This window comes from Pedobacter sp. (assembly GCF_045627485.1).
Taxonomy (GTDB): Bacteria; Bacteroidota; Bacteroidia; order Sphingobacteriales; family Sphingobacteriaceae; genus Pedobacter.
In genome coordinates this window covers 34034-54211 of record NZ_JAZQNU010000109.1, presented here as the reverse complement: position 1 = coordinate 54211, position 20178 = coordinate 34034, and the positions used below count along the sequence as shown (strand labels likewise).

The following is a 20178-nucleotide window of genomic DNA, read 5'->3' as shown; positions in this document are numbered from 1 at the left end:
GGATTAAAGCTCAAAGAGCCCGTTAGTGTAGTCATCGATACCACCCGCAATGATGGTTGGCAGGAGCAAATTGATACCGTTGCTAAGCAGCGCAAGAAAAATAAGGAGGAAAACCAGCCGCCGATAAGGCTTGAGTAAGCTAAAAATGCTTGCTTTTTTTTCCTTTTTAGTTGTTTCCATAATGATCGTCTGGGCAAAGCAAATTTAAGCTTGCTAAATTACTTTGATTTTTTCTGACCAGAGAATTAAAACCTGTATTTATCCAGTTTAATGTGGATATAACGTAAAAATCTATCAACAAGTTTTTTGGGACGCGGTTTAACGCTATATCGGCTGCGCCTTTGGGAGGTATAAATACCATTTTGACCACTACAGAAATAGGCGATAAAACAAGCTAGCGCAAAGAAAATCGTATACCCCGGGCCGAAGATTTCCATTCCCATAATTGTGCAGGCTAAAGGTGTTTTTGTTGCGCCAGCAAACACCGCCAGGAAGCCTAATGCAGCAAATAGACTGATAGGTGCATGAATAAGGGTTGCCAAGGTATTTCCGAGTGTTGCTCCGATGTAAAACAAGGGGGTTACCTCTCCACCTTTAAAACCTGTTGCCAGCGTAGTTGCCGTGTACACAGTTTTCCACCACCAACTCCAGGAATCAGCGCCGCCAGCTTGAAAAGCACTCGAAATGGTGACGGCACCTGGATATTCGGGTTCCACTCCCAGGCCAAGATAATCTGGCTTTCCCAGTATGAAAGTATAGGTAATCAGTAACAAACCGCCTAAAACAGGGATCAACCACTTCATCTGAATCATTTGGTTTAAAAGAGTTTTTAAACGCCTGGTTAAGAAAGTAAATATTAAACTGACGGCACCGAACACCATGGCGACCAGGAAAACCTTTAAGACCAACCCTACGCTGAATGGAAAAAAGTTATACCATAAATACCTGGCTGATACAGCTTCATCGATGTAATAAGCGGTATGGTGGACACCCCAGACAGTAACTGTAACATCGGCAACAAGACTAGCAAGAATGCAAGGAAATAAGTTCTTAAAATTTATCCTTCCCAGTGTTAACACTTCGACAGCAAATATGGCGCCGGTAAATGGTGTGCCGAAAACGGCACCAAATCCCGCTGCTATGCCACAAGTCAAAAGCGTTCGCTTTTGTTGCCTATTTAATTTAAAACGCTGGCCAAACTTTGCGGCAATGCTGCCACCAATTTGAATAGCTGTTCCCTCTCGGCCTGCAGAACCACCAAAAAGATGGGTGACTACAGTTGCCAGGAGAATGATCAGGGCCATACGGCCAGGTACACCTGCCGCAGGTCTGTGTATTTCTTCCAAGATGAGATTATTTCCTTTTTCAGACGACCGTCCTACACCCCGGTAAAGGTAGTGAATGGCCAGTCCGGCGAGGGGCAGCAAGTATAACAACCAGGGATGCTGGAAGCGCCATTGGATGGCCAGATTGAGCAAGACCAAAAATAATGCTACCATAGAGCCAATGGCTATGGCAACAGGCACTACAAACAGTACTATTTTTTTCAACTTCCGGTATATACGATTTTTACAAGAATTAATTATTTAGCTGATGTGATAAGTGGCACCACCAGTAACTTCAAAACTAACCACTGTTGACTGATCTTTTTTTTCAACCAATACTTTTCCAGCAGCATCTGCCACTGCTTTTCCTGCAGGCAGGTATAATTTAGCTGTTCCTGCATGGGTAGCAGTCAAAGTTGCCTTTTCCACTTTGCCCGCTTTCCAGTTGAAGTCGACACTAAAAGCACCGCGTGTTTTAAAACCTTTTAAGCTTCCCTGCTGCCACGCAGCATCTGAAGGTAAAGCTGGCAATAAACGAATTACCTCGTCTTTACCATGGCTTTGCACTAGCATTTCTACAATGCCAGCAGCACCACCAAAGTTTCCATCAATTTGAAAAGGAGGATGCGCACAGAAAAGGTTTGGGTACGTACCACCCCCCTTACCATAATTGATACCATCAATTAAGCCAACCGGCTTTAACAATTGCTTGAGCAATAAAAACGCATGATCACCATCGCCTAATCTGCTCCAGAAGTTAATTTTCCAGGCTTTGGACCAACCAGTACCACCATCGCCACGTTGAGCAAGAGTAACCTGGGCGGCAGCTGCCATTTCAGGGCTATCCCATGGCGTAATTTCATCATAAGGATGTAACCCATATAAATGAGAAACATGACGATGCAAAGGTTCACCATCTTTCCAATCCTCCAGCCATTCGTTGATATCACCTGCAGCCCCGATCTGCAAGGGAGCTAGTTTTGAACGTACTATCCTCAAGGAATCTGCCCATGCTTTGTCTACATTTAAAATATCTGCTGCAGTAATCACGTAGTCGAAGGTTTCACGGCAGATCTGCATGTCCATCGTTGGTCCCATGGCGGTATTACCTTTAAATCCGTTCGGCATGACGTACGCATGTTCAGGTGAATTGGATGGTGCCGTAACCAGCCATCCGTTTTTTGGTTCTTTAATTAATATTGATGATAAAAACTGTGCAGAGCCCTTTAACACGGGATAGTATTTTCGTAAAAAAGCTTCATCCTTGGTATAACGGTAATGTTCCCAGATGTGTTCACCTAACCAGGCACCACCGGTTAACGTAGAGCCCCAATCGGCACCCTCGCCCGGGGAAGTAAACTTCCATGGGTTGGCCAATACATGCGCCACCCAGCCCGGTGCATTGTAATAAGCTTTTGCAGTTTTCATACCAGGCTCTACTAAACCTGCAGTAAACTCGAAAAGGGGCTCCGCCAGATCGCCCAGCCCCATGGGCTCAGCCAGCCAGTAGTTCATTTGCAGGTTGATATTTAAATGATAATCGCCGTTCCATGGTGCCTGGTATTCAGGAGCCCAGATCCCTTGCAAATTGGACGGCAAGGTGCCAGGCTGGGAACTGGAAATTAACAGGTATTTGCCGAAATTATAATATAAAACAGGCAACTGCGCATCTGTTGTACCTTTTGAAAAGGCAATCAGGCGTTCTGATGTACTTAGTTTTGAGAGTTGGGGATCAGCGTGACTTAAGGAAAAGCTATTGCGCATGTAAAAACTTTGAAAAGCTTTTACATGCGCGGCTTTAGCCTGCGCATAATTATCGTTGGCAGGATGAGGAAGACTTGTAATTACTTTTTGAAGCGGATCGGCTAATGGTTTAGCCGGATTTAGCAAGTTATAATCTGTAGCCGCTGTAAGGTAAATGACCAGTTCATTTGCATTGATAATGTCTACCCTATTGTTGGTTTGTTTAATTCGCCCCCCCTTGGCTACCGGGCGTAAAGCCGCTGCAAAGCGCATTCCTGGCTTATCTTTATGTGGTAATTGTCCTTGCATTAAAAGAAAACCGGACTCCTGACTAAATTTGGCGTTTTCTTTTCTATCCAGTTGTAAGGAAAGGTTAATTTTATTTTTTTGGGAAGCGGTAATTCTTATTGCTATATAATTTCCAGCAAGGCTTACAAAAGTTTCCTGTGTAAAGGTTGTATTATTGCGTTTCCAGGTGGTGGCAGCCAGGGCCTCGTCCAATTGCAGTTTCCGGTGATAGCCGGTTACACTGGTGGTGGTATCTTTCCATTCAATTATCAGATCACCCAAGGTCTGGTAACTGCCATAATTATCCTTAGCGCCCTGACCATAGCCACTGCCATTGCCTTTACTCACAAATTTCTGCTGAAGTAATTCCTGTGCAGCTTTATTGTCACCTTTTAACAGGAAATCTTGAATGGCGGGCAGATAATGGCGGGCACTATCACTGTCTGCATCCTGAATACCACCAGACCAAAGTGTTTTCTCATTAAGCAAGATCCTGTTGCGGTTTGTACCGCCAAAGTCCATGGCTCCGATATGCCCATTACCCATGGGCAATGCTTCTAGATAATGTGTAGCAGGCTTTTTAAAAGTAACCTGTTGAGCCTCCTGTTGTGCAAGAAGATTGGTTGCAGAAAACAAGGTAACAAAAGTAAATACAATATAACGCTTAAATTTCATGGTTCTTAGTCTATAAAATATAAGAAGACCTATGCAAGGCCCTTTTCGTAATGATAAATATTTTAATGTTTTAATCCAATAACTATGGTAAACAATTGCAGGCAAAGTTTAAAATTTGTACTGAATTGCCTAGTTTTAGCCAAACAATCAACCTAGATATAAATCCACCTGCTTTCATAAGCAGATAGAACGAACAAGATGATTAAAACCAAATACCGGTACAAATTCCGACGTATAATAGCCATGGTTAGCTTTGTGTTGGCGGGTATTCCGCTATGCGCGGAAGCACAGCGTCTGCAGAAAAGTAATCCATCCATCATCATTACACCAAATGATACCGAAGCAGATATTATTCGTAAAGCTGCACAGGTTACCCCTACTGCCGCGCAGTTACGCTGGCAAAAACTAGAGCTTACTGCCTTCATCCATTTTGGAATCAACACCTTTACTAACCGGGAATGGGGTGACGGAAAAGAAGATCCTAAGGCATTTAACCCTACAGCCCTCGATGCCAGACAATGGGCTAGGGTGTGTAAGGAAGCAGGCATTAAACAAATTATATTGACCGCTAAACACCATGATGGGTTTTGCCTTTGGCCAACTAAAACGACAGCGCATTCCGTTAAAAGCAGTCCCTGGAAAGACGGACAGGGCGATGTGGTTAAGGAATTGGCCGCCGCCTGTAGTGAATATGGTTTAGGTTTTGGTGTTTATGTATCACCATGGGATCGAAACGCACCAAGCTACGGCACTCCTGCTTATAACGACCTTTTTGTTAAACAGCTCACTGAGCTACTGACACAATACGGAAAAATTGATGAGGTTTGGTTTGATGGGGCAAATGGAGAAGGGCCTAACGGAAAAAAGCAAGTATATGACTTTCCGCGTTGGTACCGTGTGATCCGGGATTTGCAGCCTGATGCTGTAATTGCCGTGATGGGTCCGGATGTACGTTGGGTAGGTACCGAAAGTGGTTACGGCCGTGCTACCGAATGGAGTGTGGTGCCTACGAACATGACTTCACAAGAACAAATTGCAGCAGGATCACAGACCAATGAGATTATTAAACCTGAGATCGATCAGATGGCAGCCGATATTGGAAGCAGGGAGAAAATTAAGGGTGCAACCAAGCTGGTATGGTACCCTGCTGAAACAGATGTTTCCATCAGACCAGGCTGGTTTTACCATCCAGAGGAAGATGAAAAAGTAAAATCCCCGGAAAAACTATTGGACATATATTTTAATTCTGTTGGAAGGAATGGCGTTTTATTGTTGAATATTCCTCCTGACAAAAGAGGATTGATTCATGAAAATGACCACAAAAACCTTAAGGAATGGAATCAGCTAGTTTCAGGAACGTTCCAAACAAACCTGATGAAGGGCGCAACTTTCAGAAGTAATAACGGTAAAAAACCAAAGGCTCTAAGTGATCTGGATTACGACAGCTACTGGATTACACAAGGCACAGACACTACCGCTACGATAGAGATTAATTTGCAGGGGCAAAAAACTTTTGATGTGTTCGCTATACAGGAAAATATATCGATTGGACAACGCATCGAAGCCTTTGTTCTGGAATATAAGGATAGTGGAGAATGGAAAAGGATTACAGAAGGAACCACTGTTGGTTTTAAAAGGTTATTACGTTTTCCTACGGTAACTGCCGATACGCTTCGTCTGCGAATCACCTCTTCGCGATTAAACCCCACAATTGCAGAAATCGGAATCTATAAATTAATAGAATAATGCGTGGTGGGAGCCTCATTTAATTTCTGGGCTCCCAACGTACCACATCACCCCACATATCGTAAATTTCCGTTCTCGACACCACGATGTATTCCTCCTTAGCTAAGTAAATACCTTCTTGCCAAGTGCCATAATCTTCATCGATTGTGGTTTGAAACTTAACCTCCTGTCTGTCTTCAGGCAAGCTGCTCTTATCTAGTCGTACTTCCATGTATCAAAAGTAAACATTTAACAGGAACGCAGTGCGAATTTTACTGCGCTCCTGATTTTACTCTTTTTGCCTCCGCATCAGCGCTGCTCGACCTTTCTCTGGCCCCTTTAATATTATTGCTGCCAAAACGGTAAGTGATCGTGGCACGAAATACCTGACTTTCCCATTTTTGTTTCACCAGATAATTCTGTGAAGGCAATGCGCTGGTAATTTTGCTTTCCCGAAGGTTGAACACATCATTTGCCGCCAGCTTAATGTTTAACTTCTTGTCCATAAAGTTTTTGCTCAACCCCATATCTATTGCATACATGGGATCTATCAATAACGTGCCATACACTTGTTTGGAAACATAGTAACCCGATAATTCAAAATTGGTTGTGGAGTTTAAGGTAATGGTTTGGTTAGTGTTAAAATTAAAAGACAGCCGGCCACTTTCATAAGGAGCATTGGCAAGACTAGGTGACTCAAACCTGTTGTAATACACAGTTAAATTATTATTTGTGCTCCACCATTTGGTTATTGGCAAAGGAGAGCTGATATTAAGGTTATAAGATTTCTGCGTGGCAAGATTCTCATTGGAAATAAATAAGGTCTTTTTAGCTGTATCAGATAATAGCACTTCAGTAATTACATCGCTGGTACGGCTATAGCCCAAAGTTGTATTTAAAGTTTTCTTAAAGGAATAGGATAGCTCAAAAGAATTGGTGTACTGGGGTTTCAAAAATGGGTTTCCGAACTGATAAGTATACAAATCGACATAATAAATGAAGGGATTGAGGGATCCATAGTCAGGGCGATCGATCCTCCGGCTGTAGGATAAACCCATGGAATGGTTTTTTGACAAATCCTGGTTCAGGAATACACTAGGAAAGAAATTTAAGTAATCACGTTTTACTATGCGACTTTCGGTGATTGAGTTTCCTTTGGAATTCGTTTGCTCGGCCCTAAGTCCAATTTGCACACTTGTACCTTTGAACTTTTTGTTCACATTAAGGTATGCAGCATTAATATTTTCATCGTAAATGAACTGGTTGCTTCTGGTCACATCGTTCTCCCATTGATTAGTTCCAGAGTTGAAGTTCAAAAATCGATAATCGTTATCCGTGGTGACTATACTCGTTTTTATACCAGCTTCTAGTTTCATGTCTTTTTGGAGCGGATACGTGTAATCAATCTTCCCTGACCATATTTTAACCACAGATGGGGTTCCGTTCTGGAATAAATAAGGCGCCCTGGTTTGTTGCCCTCCAGCAAAATACAGGTTATCAAAAGCATTTACTTCCCTGCCGTTATAGCGCGCATAATCCGCATCAATCGAAAGTTCTTGTCCAAGGGTATCGATACTGCTTTTATAGTTTAAATTATATGTCTGACCAGTATATTTAGAATCTGAAAGATTCTTGCCTACCACGGAGGAGTCGCCAACTGCTGGCGTACTGCCAATGAGCGTCAATATATCAGCCTGGCTATCACCATTGCTGTTATAACCTGTAAATACAAACCCAATGGTATTTTTGTCGTTAAGAAAATAATCAATACCTGCTTTATAATTACTGTTATTGCGGTTTCTAATGTTATCACTGGTCTGGTCAAAAATGGTTCGATCCAGTAATGTATTATTAACACGGTAGATATCTAGAGAATTAAAACGTTTGTTGCGACCATAGTCAACATTACCGAAAACGTTAAACTTCGCCTTCCGGTGGTTTAAAGTAAAACCGCTATTGGCTTTATAGTAAGTACCATATCCACTACCGGCGAATACAGACCCATTAGTACCAAAATTGCTATTCTTTTTCAGTTTGATATTAATGATACCCGAGTTTCCGGAAGCATCGTATTTAGCAGAAGGATTTGTTATTAATTCAATGGACTTTATGGCACTACCTTCCATAGACCTAAGTAAATTAGCTAATTGCTCTGACGACAAATAAGTAGGCTTTCCATCAAGCATGATAGTTACGCCTTGCTTACCACGCAGGCTAATGTTTCCGTCCTTGTCAACGCTTACACCAGGCGACTTCTCCAGAATATCCAATGCGGTATTACCTACAGCAAGGGTACTATTTTCCACATTTAGCACCGTTTTATCAAGCTGCCTTTCCACCAATGGTTTTTGTTTAACAATATCAACGCCTTGCAATTGTTTAGCATCGGGTACAAGCTGTACTGCCTCCAACTGAATTTTAGACTTGGCAGAATTTAATTCATAGGGTCCTTTAAACACTTTTTTATAGCCCACTACGTAAATAGATACCAGGTAGCTGCCCATAGAAACATCCTTGAATTCGTATTGGCCATTTTCTTTGGTTAAAGTACCTTGTATTGCCAACGAATCTTTGGCATTCAATAAGCCTATGGTAGCATAGGGAAAAGCTTCCCTTTTCTCATCCAGTACTTTACCGGATATGGCCCCTGTGTTGATATTTGTTTGAGCATTAACCAATGCTAAGCTACATATACCGAGAAGGGTGGAAAGTAAAATCGTAAACTTTTTCATTTTTTTAAGCATAGGTTTTCCACATACGCTTGGTAGCGTATTTTTGGAATACGTGAATTAATGAGTGATTTTTTTACTAGATATTTCTGTTTATAAGATGCCTGTTATTGGCATTTCGTTACACAGGAATTTAAAAAAAATACACTCATTAAAACTTATGCTAAAAAAACTACGGGGCGTCGTTTATTTCAAGCCAATGTCCATCAGGATCCTGAAAATAAATTTGTTTTACACCATCCACTCTTAGGGTTGGTTCTTTCGCTGTACCAGGCCAGTTGCTATATTCAATTTTCTGCTTATCCAGTTTATTGATGAACTCGCCGATGGAGCTCACACTAAAACATAAATGTTCATTCTTATTGAACTTTTGGTTTTCAAATTCCCCTTGGATAAGGTGTAACTGACCTGAAGATCCCAGGGAGAACCAAACATGTTTACCATCTTTAAAAGGTTCCTCAATAATGGGCAAATTTAACAGGGATTTGTAGAACGCTGTACTTTTAGCAAGGTCTGATACATAGACAGCAATGTGATTAAGTTTTGCACTAACAGGGGGATCTGCCTGCGCATTGGCATTGTTCATAGCAAGAAAGGAAAAGAGAAAAAAGAGAAAAACAGTAAATATAGATTTCATAGTTTAAGATTTAAGAGGGATTTTATTACCGGTTTTCACGGCTTGATAAATAGCGTCAATGATCTTAAGGTCTTTCAAACCCTCTTCTCCATCTACAGGTACAACGACCTGCTTGCCTTCAAGAATGATGCTCGCCATTTCATCCATTTGCACAGTTTGGTGAGTTACATGTGGCTGGCTAAGTTCACCCTTATGGGTACGACCTTTAATTGGGCCATAATTAGTGGAGGGTTGCATTTCTGCGAATCCATTAGCACCGTTTAAAAAAAATTTATCGAGGTTATTCATGTTATAGGTGGATAGGCATGATGCGGTCGCTCCACCAGGAAAGCCTAACTGAAACTGGATGGTCTCATCAACACCTTGTTTAAACTTGGTCGGATCTGTTTTCGTTTCCTGGGCGGTAACCCACACAGGCTCCTCACCTATCATATACCGTGCACCATTGATGGCATAAATGCCGATATCCATCATAGAGCCACCTCCAGCTAAATCTTTATTTAAGCGCCACTGGGCTGGATCTCCTACCCTAAAACCCACAAGCCCTTGAAAAAATTTGATTTCACCCAATTCTCCGGCTTCGCGCATACGGATAACCTCCAGTGTTTTGGGTTCAAAATGCATGCGGTACCCAACAAGTAATTTAACATTTGCCTGCTTACAAGCGTCAATCATTTCCTGACCCTCTTTGGCATTAAGTGCCATGGGTTTCTCACATATCACATGTTTACCTGCTTTTGCCGACCTGATCACCTGATCATGATGAAGCGCATTGGGAGTGATCACATAAATTGCATCGATATCCGGATTATTCTTCACCTGGTCGAAGTTCTCGTAGTTATAACAATTTTTAGCAGGTATGCCATATTTGGATTGCCAATCTTTTACTTTCGACGGTGTACCACTGATCACGCCAACCAACTTGGCTTTTTGACAATCTTTCATGGCATCGGCAACCCTGGTTCCGTAACCACCCAAACCCATAATTGCTACCCTTAATACCGGTCCCTGATAAGGACTAATAAATGGCTTTTGTAGATTTGCCCAGCTTGGTGACGGCAAAAATGGAAGTGCTAAGGCCGGTAAGGCCATCTTTTGTAGAAATTTGCGACGTGATTCCATATATTGAAGTTTATTTGACCACAACAAGTTATTAAAAAATTAGTTTTTGTGAAATGTTTTGTCAAACCGTTGCGGATTTAGTTCGTTATACTCAACGATACACTTATCTTTATTAAACAAACACAAGGGTTTCCAGTGCACGCTCTATAAAATTCATTAATTCAGGAGGTAAACTTCATGCATCGTTTCTTTCAAATCGATATAAAGTTTCCTGAAAACGGCAAAATTTTTTAAATAATGGTCTCTAAGTGCAGGATTAGGTTTAAAGATTTCCAATTCGCCTGCGGCCACTTTTGGATAAACATGGATCAGGTTGAGGGATTTCATGGCAAGGAAAGCTGCGCCAATGGCTGAAGCATCGTCTGTTTGTACAATGACCAGTTCTTTACCAGTAATATCGGCCAACATTTGTACCCAAACCTCTGATTTCACAAAACCACCACTAATGTAAATCTGCTTGATCGGCTCTGTATTCACTTCAACAGCTTCCAATACATCCTTCATGGCATAACAAATTCCTTCTAATAAAGCTCTGGAAAAATGCCTGTTTTTGTGAGAAAGCCTAACACCAAAGAATGTCCCACAACTTTCACTATCCCAAATTGGAGCGCGTTCTCCAGTAAGATAAGGTAAGAACAGCAGACCATTGCTTCCCGCAGGGGTTTGTTGAACTTGTTCAAAAAAAGCATCAAATTCCTGGTCTCCCGGATTGTCATCGTCGTGGGTGGTGAGCCACCATTGCAAAGTAATGCCTCCATTGTTAATTGGCCCCCCACAAATATAGGTATCCTTATCCAGAATGTAACTGAAAGTCATTGCAGCAGCATTAGGTAATGGCTTTTTGCTGGCAATTCTGACAGCACCACTCGTTCCTATAGTCATCACTGACTGACCAGGTTGATAAGCCATGCAACCAAGGTTTGCTAAACACCCATCGCTTGCTCCTATGATAATGGGTATATCTTGCTTTAAAAAAGTCATATTCCTAAGCGCTTTATGACTACAGTAATCGGTAGGTACCGGTTCAGACAAACGTGATGGTTCTATTCCGGCCAAAGCAAGTGCAGGGGCATTCCATGTCAAGGTTTCCAAATCGAAAAGTCCGGTACAGGAAGCGATAGAATAATCTACCACAAACTCTGCATAGAGCTTAAACCAGATATACTCTTTAATAGAGATAAATTTATGTGTATTGTTGAAATTCTCCTGATCATTTTCCTTTAACCACAACAGTTTGCATAAGGGAGACATCGCATGAATAGGCGTTCCAGTAGCTTGGTAGATCGCTAATCCCTCATTTGAATTTTTTAGCTTTTTTGCTATGGCAGCACTCCGGTTGTCAGCCCAGGTGATCATCCGAGACAAGGCATTGCCGTCATCATCAACCAAAATAAGGCTATGCATAGCCGCACTTAAACCTATTGCTTTAGGTTGGTGCCCAATTTTATGGATTGTTTCCTGGAGACATTTTTGAAAGGAGAGCCAAATCTCCTCTGCATCCTGTTCGTGATAATCAGGCTTTGGAGATTGAAAAGAATAATGTTGTTGATTTGTTTCAAAAGATTTGCCAGACAAATCTACGGCTACTGCTTTAACACTTCCTGTACCTATATCGACGCCAACAATGTATTCCATATTTATTATTTATGGATACAAGATAACATTTTTGCTGTAAAATAGTGCCATTGGAACCCTTGGCTCCAATGGCAACTAATACAGCCAATATCAGTTACAATAATCTCAACCGATAATTTGGTCGTTCTGCTTTTCTCATGACTGCAGATTTTCTTCTTACTTCTATGGTCGACACACGAAGTCCATCTTTTTTAGATGAATCGGCTAATAAATGAACTGGTTGCTTTACTGTTTTAGATTCTTTTTCTTCTGTTATCATAAGTTAAGGCGTTTTTGTTACCTGCATAAACATTTCTTTTACTATTATGTTTTACAGATAAAATATTTGTGACAGTAAAATTACTGATCATCGTCCGTATGTAACTACACAGTTTTTGAGCAATTTTTGTAACCCTATCATTTGTAATTCATCTGATCTTTGCAACCTCCATTTCCAGTTTTTTTTGGTACCCGCAGGGGTATTCATCCTTGCTGATGACCCTTTTCCTAGCACATCTTGCATTGGTATGATTGCAAGACCAGCAACAGAAGCATACGCCAGCCTGATCAGGGCAAAACTTACCTGATGTACATCCACTTTATAACCCATGTATTCGTTAATGCGTTTTCTTTCCTTTTTATGAAGTTCTTTTTTGTACCAGCCTACACAGGTGTCATTATCATGAGTACCTGTATACACCACCGCATGCTGGTTAGCATATTGATGTGGCACATGAATCGATTTAGCACTATCATCACCAAAAGCGAATTGCAAAACTTTCATGCCTGGTAATTTAAACTGGTCACGTAACTGATAAACTGGCGCATCAATTTCACCAAGGTCCTCTGCAATAAATGGCATTTGCCGGAATCTTTTGCGGAGCACCTCAAAAAAAGCTTCAGCAGGCCCATTTTTCCACTTGCCGTCTTTAGCGGTTTCACTGCCGTACGGCACTTCCCAGTAGGCTGAAAACGCACGGAAATGATCAAGCCGCAGCAGATCATACCATTGCATGTTTTTTTGCACCCGTGTCATCCACCATTCAAAATCATTTTCCTGCATGGCATCCCAATTATATACAGGCATACCCCACAACTGTCCCTCTTCATTAAAATAATCGGGTGGAACCCCTGCAACACCTATGCATTTACCTTCGGCATCAACATTAAACAAGTCGCGATGAGCCCATACATCAGCCGAATCCCATGCAGCATAAAATGGCAAATCGCCAATAAATTTAACGTTACAGGTCAAGGCATAACGTCTTAACTCATCCCATTGCTGATGAAAAATGAATTGTTGCCATTTAATTTCCTGCAACAGGGCTGATTGTTCATGTGCCACCACAGCTAATGCCCCTGCGTCACGATCACGTAATGTAGTTGGCCATTCATACCAGGGTTTATCCAGATGCAAATCCTTTATTGCAGTAAACAAAACAAAGTCATCAAGCCAATATTTCTCTTTTTTGCAGAATTCCTGAAAATTCGAATAGTATGGAGCATTCTCTCCCATCTCATTAAAATTATGATACGCAAGATGTAATAGATCCTGTTTGTTCTGCGCTGCCTTTTTATACTTTATGGTCTTCTTTAAAGGCAATTTGTATTGTTGCAAAGCTTCTGGCTGCAGCAATCCTACAGCGGTTAATGGTTCCGGACTAATCAAATTAATATTGCCTGCCATCACAGAGGTAGCGCTATAAGGAGAATAGGATTGAGTAGAGTTGACTGGGTTTAAGGGAAGTAACTGCCAGAATTTCTGTCCAGCAGCATGTAAAAAATCTATAAAAGAGCGTGCCTCGGGACCCATATCCCCAATTCCATAAGGAGATGGCAAGGAAAAAACAGGCATTAATATCCCGGCTGCCCTATTATTTACGGCCGCTTTGAAATGCAACACAGAAAGAGGTATCTCGGTAAACACTTTTCTAACAAACAGTTTCGTGCCAGTTGACGATTTTTGATTCCGAAGTACATCCTTGAAATCTTCCGGGGTTCCCTCCGGTAATAGTACGTGCGTATCGCCCCAATCTTTGATCTCGGTATGGTTAACTGGGGTAAGGAACATCACCACATCACCTTTATATCGCCTGGCGAAAGCGATAAGGTGACTACCATATTTCCCCTCCACAGCGAGAGGAAGATAAGCGCCTTCACTGAACAATTGCGGCAACTGTTTCCGCAGGTGCATTAAACGGTGTATAAATGCCAATTTAATAAGGCCGTTAGCACTTTGTTTCCATAATTCCTTTAATCCAGTTGATTCTTTTTTTAAACGGGTTAAATACCATTCCCGTAATTTATAGTCTACCGGGCGACGATTATCTGGATCCACCAGATTTAAGTTCCATAAACCATCACCTTGATAGGTATCGGGTACACCAGGACATCCAAACTTTAACAACAAAGCAGATAGAGAATTTAACTTTCCAAAATGACACACCCGCTTATGAAATTCATTAAATACTGACCAAAATTGCCTGTTTTGATCTAACAAATTAACAGCAAAATTTTTTGTAATGGTTTCATATGGCACATTAGGCTCGTCCCAACTGGAATTTCGCTTCGCTTCCCGCAGGGCCTTTTCTATGTACTGTTGAAGTCGAACCGGGTAATCCAGCCGTCCGGATGCTGTTTCCGGATAAGTGGCCAGTAATGTTTGGTAAATAAAATATTCATCGTTTGTGTCTGGATGTTCTCCTTGCTTTAAATCCAGGTTCAGTTCCTGCCAAACGGCAACTTCTTTCAGCCACTCTTTTCTCAAATCTGTTAAAACCTGTAAGCGAGCCCGTGCATCCTCCCCTCGTTTCGTGTCATGTGTACTGGAGGCATTCATAGTTAAAGGCCAATGCGTCTGGCGTTCGATCATAGCTTCATGAAATTCAGATACAGAAATACCAAATATATCAGGCGAATCACCAACCTCATTGCTTCCTATAAAACGATTATAGGTATACATCAGGGTATCTTCCACACCTTTTGCCATTAAAGGACCTGTAAACTGCATCAGTCGTTGATAAAATTTTAACACGCGTTCTCCGTAAGCACTGTCTTCATTATTACCCAATAAAACCGTTGTCAATAAGGCCACAGGTGTTTTAAAGGCAGGTTGAGTTTTCAGTGAAGAAAAAATAGTTTTCAATGCCTCTTGCTCTTCTTTAGGAAGCGGGTATTGGTTACCATAAAAACGGTATACCGGGCAGCGTACCAGAATTTCGGCTATTAATTTCTTGAACACTTCAGGTTCAACAAGAGCGGATTGCGACGGGCTGAGGAGGTTTTGGCTTAGAAAGAGCTGAAGGAGATTCTCTAACTCCCCGTTCATAAAATTAAAGAGAAAATCCGTTTTCTTTTGTCTGATCTGCGTCTGGACAGGACTAGGATGTTCCTCTACTTTTTTATAAAACTGGTCAAATCTCCTTTCGGCTTTTTGATTTATAAATAGCTGGTTGACCAAGCCGAGGAAATCATATCCTGTAGTACCCTGTATGGGCCATGACTTAGGTAACGTTTCACCTGGTTCCAGAATTTTCTCCACAACCAGGTACACATCGGGTCCACAAAGCTTTCGCAGGTTAATTAAATATGTTTGAGGGTCATATAAACCATCCACATGATCAATCCTTAAACCCTGAAAAATGCCCTGCGTTAGTAGCTCTTTTGTAAGCCGGTGGTAAGCATCAAAGGTTTCCTGCTCATGCATATTCAAACAGATCAAGCTGTTAACTGTAAAGAACCTCCGATAGTTAATGCGTTCATTACTTTCCTGATAAGAGCAAAGCCTGTAATATTGAGTTTTAGCGATATTCAGTAAGGGAGTTTGTAGGTCCGTCTCGGGTTTTAAAGGCCAAATGCTATCGAAATATTTTAACACCTGCTCTCCATTTAGTTCAGACAGTGTTAATTCTCCGTTTGCTATTACCTCTTCCAAGCTTGCCCCTAAAAAAGGTGCCATCACGGGGTCAGTAGACAAATCTGTAGAGTTGATGTCAAAAAAATTGCGATAAGACGACCGGTCCCCATATTTTAAAACATCCATCAACCATGGATTTTGGTAATGATAGCCCATATGGTTAGGTACAATATCTTGAATCCAGTTTATTTTTAGTTTTTTCAGTCGCGCTGAAATACGGCGTAAATCCGCTATGCTTCCAATTTCAGGATTAATTTGATTAGGGTCAATGCCGTCATAACCATGGTTGCTTCCGGGCACAGCTGCAAAAATTGGTGATGCATAAATAGTATTTACGCCTAATTTAACCAGATAAGGAATTACGTCATCAAGATTTTTAAAAGTAAAGTCCTTATTAAATTGTATACGGTAGGTAGAAATAGGATTAATCATGGGACGTCGAATAAGCGACAAATGATGCCGGTTGTAAAACAATTTCCTGACCTTCTTTCCAGCGATCAGGAGCTTCTGTTGTTCCATACCATTTTTGCGATGCAGAATCAATAATCAACTGAAGATCAGTCATTATTATATCACTAGGATACAAAATTTCTTGTGGCTGTTTTGAAAAATTCATTAAACAAAAGACATGATCGTTATGATTTTGCATTCCTCGATCCAGGAGTAGCACCTGCTTAGATGCAAATAACTGGACGTTTACAGCTAAACGGTCATTCGCTGCCAATACAGCATTGGTTTTACGGAGCGTAATTAATTTTTTGTAAAACTGAAACAATGCCTGGTGAGGAGGAATTTCCAGCAGACTCCAGTTGAGTCTCGAAGCGTTAAAGGTATTTTCTGACTGAGGATCTATAGCCTCTCCTCCTGCATTCATAGCAGCAAATTCTTTTTTTCGGCCTTGCCTAACCATTTCAACGAGCTCTTCATCAGTATGGCTCACGAAATAATAAAATGGATTCGATTCTCCCCATTCTTCCCCCATAAATAACATGGGAATGTATGGTGAAAATAATACCGCTGCCGCCATCAGCTTTTGCATCTCAAAGCCGTATAGTGTTCCTGAACGTTCTCCCAGCAATCGGTTACCAACCTGGTCATGATTTTGCGAAAACACAACAAACTGCTTTCCTGGGTGTTGCGAGGCATCTTTTCCGAACTTCCTCCTCCGCTCAGCTGAATAAGCACCTGTATATACGTAGGCATCACGGTAAGACTTAGTCAAATCGGCCAGTCCGTTAAAATCCAGGTAATAGCCCTTTTTGGGCTCCCCGGCACTCACCCTCAGGGCATGATGAAATTCATCTACCCATTGCGCATCCATACCCAGGCCCTGTTGATCCAGTGGGGTAATATACCTCGGGTCATTTAAATCTGATTCTGCAATCAGGTAATACCTGCGGCCGGTTTGCTCCATGAGCAGATCTATTTGTTGCCTGATTTCCTGTAGCACATGAACGGCGCTATAATCCTTGATGGCATGTACGGCGTCAAGCCTTAACGCATCGATATGAAAATCCCTAAACCACATCAACACATTTTCTACCACAAAGTCCCTAACGCCATCGCAATCTTTATCATCAAAATTCACAGCGTTACCCCATGGCGTATGGTACTTGTCGGTAAAATAGGGACCATAGCTCGACAGGTAATTACCTTCCGGCCCAAAGTGGTTATATACCACATCAAGAATAACCGCCAAACCTTTCTGGTGGCATGTATCTACTAACTTTTGCAAGCCTTGCGGGCCACCGTAAGAAGTTTGCACCGCAAAAGGAAACACGCCATCATACCCCCAGTTTCTGCTTCCAGGAAAGGCACCAACTGGCATAATCTCTACAGCAGTTACTCCTAAATCCTTTAAATGGTCCAACCGTTTTTCTACCCCTTCAAAGTCACTCTCAGCTGTAAAAGTCCCTACATGTAATTCGTAAATCAGGTAGTTGTTCAAAGGAGGATTAATCCAGGGGAGGTCATTCCAGGCATACTGTAAATCGACCGCCATAGAAGCTCCATGAACACCATCTGGTTGTGCAAGAGATGCTGGATCAGGAAGTTGCTTATCGTTGTCAAGTTGAAACCAATATCGGTCTCCAGGCCTAATGGACTCTGTAACAACTGAAAAATAACCATAGTTTTCTTTGTTAAGGCGAATAGGTTCGCCCCCTTCCACCTTTAAGGCCACTTTTTCCGCCTGTGGTGCCCAAACTTTAACCACGGCCTTCTTACTTTCATTAAAGTTTAAGCCTATATTTCTTTTATCCAATTGCATTATATCGTTTTCGTCATTAAAACCATAAAAGACCTACCCTCCACAGAAACAGTTTGTTCATAGTTAAAATTCATAACTTTCGCTTTCAAACCGGGATCTGCGGTATCAAGAATCTTTGTCCACGTTCTTCCAAACCGGATTTCCGGGAGTTTGAATTGAATAACTCCATGGTGAGCATTTAACATCAAATAAAAACTATTATCAATAATCTTTCGACCCAGGTGATCACGGCCTATTACGCCATGACCATTCAGAAATACGCCAAGTGATTTAGCGAAATCCTCCTTCCAATTGTGTTCCTGCATTTCCTTTCCGTCGGGTAATAGCCAGGCAATATCTCTTGCGCCTGTTTCCATCACAGGTTTCCCCTGAAACCAGGTTCTTCTCCGAAAAACAGGGTGGTCCTTTCTTAGTCTAATCAACCTTCGGGTAAAGTCAAGCAATTCCTGATCTACATGCGCCCAGTCTATCCAGGAGAGTTCATTATCCTGACAGTAAGCGTTATTATTCCCCCGTTGTGTGCGACCAAGTTCATCCCCAGCAAGCAGCATGGGCACGCCTTGGGAAAGGAACAAGGTGGTCAAGAAATTACGCTTCTGCCTGGCACGTAACTTAAGAATTCCAGGATCATCCGTATCACCTTCAACTCCGTAGTTACAGGATCGGTTATGGTCCTCGCCGTCGCGATTATCTTCGCCGTTGTCATAATTATGTTTTTCATTATAACTTACCAGATCCTGAAGCGTAAAACCGTCGTGGGCTGTGATAAAATTAATACTTGCCGTGGGTCGCCGGTTATCATCACGATACAAATCCGGACTGCCTGTTACCCGTAAAGCGAACTCCGCGAGCATACTGTCCTCCCCCCGCCAGAAGTCACGAATGCAGTCCCGGTACTTTCCATTCCACTCTGTCCATCCTGGAGGAAAATTACCCACCTGATAACCACCTTCACCAACGTCCCAAGGCTCGGCAATCAATTTAACCTGCGACAGTACCGGATCCTGATGGATAACACTAAAAAAGGAACTCAGCATGTTCACCTCATTCAGACCTCTGGCAAGTGCCGAAGCCAGGTCAAAACGAAACCCGTCAACATGCATTTCCTGAACCCAGTATCGCAAACTGTCCATCATCAAGCGTAATACATTTGGAAAATAAGCATTCAAAGTATTCCCAGTTCCTGTGTAGTCCATGTAATAACGCTTATCCTCAGTTAATCGATAGTATTCAACATTATCGATACCCTTGAAACTCAATGTTGGTCCAAGGTGATTTCCTTCTGCAGTATGGTTATAAACCACATCAAGGATCACCTCAATTCCGGCTTTGTGCATGGCCTTAACCATATCTTTAAATTCCTTCACCTGCCCACCAAATACACCACTAGAAGAGTATTTAGTGTCTGGTGCAAAAAATCCAATGGTATTGTAACCCCAATAATTTTTCAATCCCCTTTCTACCAGCGGCCGGTCATTAATAAACTGATGGACCGGCATTAATTCAATAGCTGTAATGCCAAGGTTAATTAAATAATCAATCATCACAGGATGTCCCAGCGCAGCATAACTTCCCCTGATTGATTCCGGAATATCGGGATGAGTCATAGTTAACCCACGCACATGTGCTTCATAAATTATACTGGAAAGATAGCTCGTGTTAGGCGCTTGTACGCCTTCCCAGTCGTAACTTTGATCGACTACCACACTCTTGGGAACAAATGGCGCACTGTCTGTTTCGTCGTAACTCAAGTCATCCTCGCCCATTCGGTAACCGAAAAGGGAGTCGTGCCATTCTACGGCACCGGATATTGCTTTTGCGTAAGGATCAATTAGTAGCTTATTTGGATTGTAACGCAAGCCTAAGGCAGGCTTGAAAGGTCCATAAACACGATAACCATAACACTGGCCTGGTTTTATACCCGGAATGTAAGCATGCCACACATAACTGGTCCTTTCAACGAGCTTAATTCTAACTTCCTCTGTTTTGCAGTCCTGATTAAATAGGCATAACTCTACGGCAAGAGCTTGGCCGGCAAATAAAGCGAAATTCACACCTTTTCCATCCCAGTAAGCTCCTAAAGGATAAGGGCTCCCCGGGTGTACCTCAATTTTATCCATTAATCTACAGTATTT

At 41.9% G+C, this 20178-nt stretch carries 12 protein-coding genes; 1 reads left to right on the top strand and 11 read right to left on the bottom strand.

All coding sequences use genetic code 11. The annotated features are described in order from the left end of the window. Positions 1-245: 245 nt before the first annotated feature. Complete coding sequence (locus ACR2F3_RS08610; RefSeq protein ID WP_432709570.1) at positions 246-1550, bottom strand: chloride channel protein; 1305 nt, start codon at positions 1548-1550, stop codon at positions 246-248. A 36-nt stretch (positions 1551-1586) separates the two neighbouring features. Beyond that, entirely contained in the window at positions 1587-4031 is a 2445-nt protein-coding gene (locus ACR2F3_RS08605) for a glycoside hydrolase family 95 protein (RefSeq protein ID WP_432709569.1), read from the bottom strand. A gap of 198 nt (positions 4032-4229) precedes the next feature. On the opposite strand from ACR2F3_RS08605, the gene ACR2F3_RS08600 reads away from it, so the two are divergent. Beyond that, positions 4230-5777, top strand: coding sequence for an alpha-L-fucosidase (locus ACR2F3_RS08600; RefSeq protein WP_432709568.1), 1548 nt, complete (start codon positions 4230-4232; stop codon positions 5775-5777). A 19-nt stretch (positions 5778-5796) separates the two neighbouring features. Here ACR2F3_RS08600 and ACR2F3_RS08595 read toward each other — a convergent pair whose 3' ends face one another. The 9 genes from ACR2F3_RS08595 to glgX all read right to left on the bottom strand — a co-directional run bounded on the left by ACR2F3_RS08595 (position 5797) and on the right by glgX (position 20163). Then, on the bottom strand, positions 5797-5988 hold the full coding sequence (locus ACR2F3_RS08595) for a hypothetical protein (RefSeq protein WP_432709567.1): 192 nt from the start codon (positions 5986-5988) through the stop codon (positions 5797-5799). A gap of 40 nt (positions 5989-6028) precedes the next feature. Beyond that, the gene (locus tag ACR2F3_RS08590) at positions 6029-8488 is read right to left on the bottom strand and encodes a TonB-dependent receptor domain-containing protein (RefSeq protein WP_432709566.1); all 2460 of its coding nucleotides are present in this window, start codon (positions 8486-8488) and stop codon (positions 6029-6031) included. 169 nt (positions 8489-8657) lie between these two features. After that, positions 8658-9122, bottom strand: coding sequence for a VOC family protein (locus ACR2F3_RS08585; protein ID WP_432709565.1), 465 nt, complete (start codon positions 9120-9122; stop codon positions 8658-8660). A 3-nt stretch (positions 9123-9125) separates the two neighbouring features. Further along, the gene (locus ACR2F3_RS08580; RefSeq protein ID WP_432709564.1) at positions 9126-10244 is read right to left on the bottom strand and encodes a Gfo/Idh/MocA family protein; all 1119 of its coding nucleotides are present in this window, start codon (positions 10242-10244) and stop codon (positions 9126-9128) included. Positions 10245-10400: 156 nt separating this feature from the next. After that, positions 10401-11879 (bottom strand): gluconokinase, encoded by a 1479-nt coding sequence (locus ACR2F3_RS08575; RefSeq protein ID WP_432709563.1) that lies wholly within the window; start codon positions 11877-11879, stop codon positions 10401-10403. Positions 11880-11973: 94 nt separating this feature from the next. Continuing rightward, a complete protein-coding gene (locus tag ACR2F3_RS08570) occupies positions 11974-12138 on the bottom strand; it encodes a hypothetical protein (RefSeq protein WP_432709562.1) in 165 nt (54 codons plus the stop codon). 87 nt (positions 12139-12225) lie between these two features. Continuing rightward, positions 12226-16293, bottom strand: coding sequence for a malto-oligosyltrehalose synthase (treY, locus tag ACR2F3_RS08565; protein WP_432709561.1), 4068 nt, complete (start codon positions 16291-16293; stop codon positions 12226-12228). Continuing rightward, complete coding sequence (treZ, locus tag ACR2F3_RS08560) at positions 16199-18043, bottom strand: malto-oligosyltrehalose trehalohydrolase (RefSeq protein ID WP_432709560.1); 1845 nt, start codon at positions 18041-18043, stop codon at positions 16199-16201. The genes treY and treZ overlap by 95 nt, the downstream gene beginning before the upstream one ends. After that, positions 18043-20163, bottom strand: coding sequence for a glycogen debranching protein GlgX (glgX, locus tag ACR2F3_RS08555; RefSeq protein ID WP_432709559.1), 2121 nt, complete (start codon positions 20161-20163; stop codon positions 18043-18045). Before glgX ends, treZ begins: the two co-directional genes overlap by 1 nt. Positions 20164-20178 lie beyond the last annotated feature (15 nt).

Excerpts from the sequence above, each read along its gene's own strand:
- ACR2F3_RS08605 (WP_432709569.1), bottom strand. The coding sequence starts at position 4,031 with ATGAAATTTAAGCGTTATATTGTATTTACTTTTGTTACCTTGTTTTCT.
- ACR2F3_RS08600 (WP_432709568.1), top strand. The coding sequence starts at position 4,230 with ATGATTAAAACCAAATACCGGTACAAATTCCGACGTATAATAGCCATG.
- ACR2F3_RS08595 (WP_432709567.1), bottom strand. The coding sequence starts at position 5,988 with ATGGAAGTACGACTAGATAAGAGCAGCTTGCCTGAAGACAGACAGGAG.
- ACR2F3_RS08590 (WP_432709566.1), bottom strand. The coding sequence starts at position 8,488 with ATGAAAAAGTTTACGATTTTACTTTCCACCCTTCTCGGTATATGTAGC.
- ACR2F3_RS08585 (WP_432709565.1), bottom strand. The coding sequence starts at position 9,122 with ATGAAATCTATATTTACTGTTTTTCTCTTTTTTCTCTTTTCCTTTCTT.
- ACR2F3_RS08580 (WP_432709564.1), bottom strand. The coding sequence starts at position 10,244 with ATGGAATCACGTCGCAAATTTCTACAAAAGATGGCCTTACCGGCCTTA.
- ACR2F3_RS08575 (WP_432709563.1), bottom strand. The coding sequence starts at position 11,879 with ATGGAATACATTGTTGGCGTCGATATAGGTACAGGAAGTGTTAAAGCA.
- ACR2F3_RS08570 (WP_432709562.1), bottom strand. The coding sequence starts at position 12,138 with ATGATAACAGAAGAAAAAGAATCTAAAACAGTAAAGCAACCAGTTCAT.
- treY (WP_432709561.1), bottom strand. The coding sequence starts at position 16,293 with ATGGAACAACAGAAGCTCCTGATCGCTGGAAAGAAGGTCAGGAAATTG.
- treZ (WP_432709560.1), bottom strand. The coding sequence starts at position 18,043 with ATGCAATTGGATAAAAGAAATATAGGCTTAAACTTTAATGAAAGTAAG.
- glgX (WP_432709559.1), bottom strand. The coding sequence starts at position 20,163 with ATGGATAAAATTGAGGTACACCCGGGGAGCCCTTATCCTTTAGGAGCT.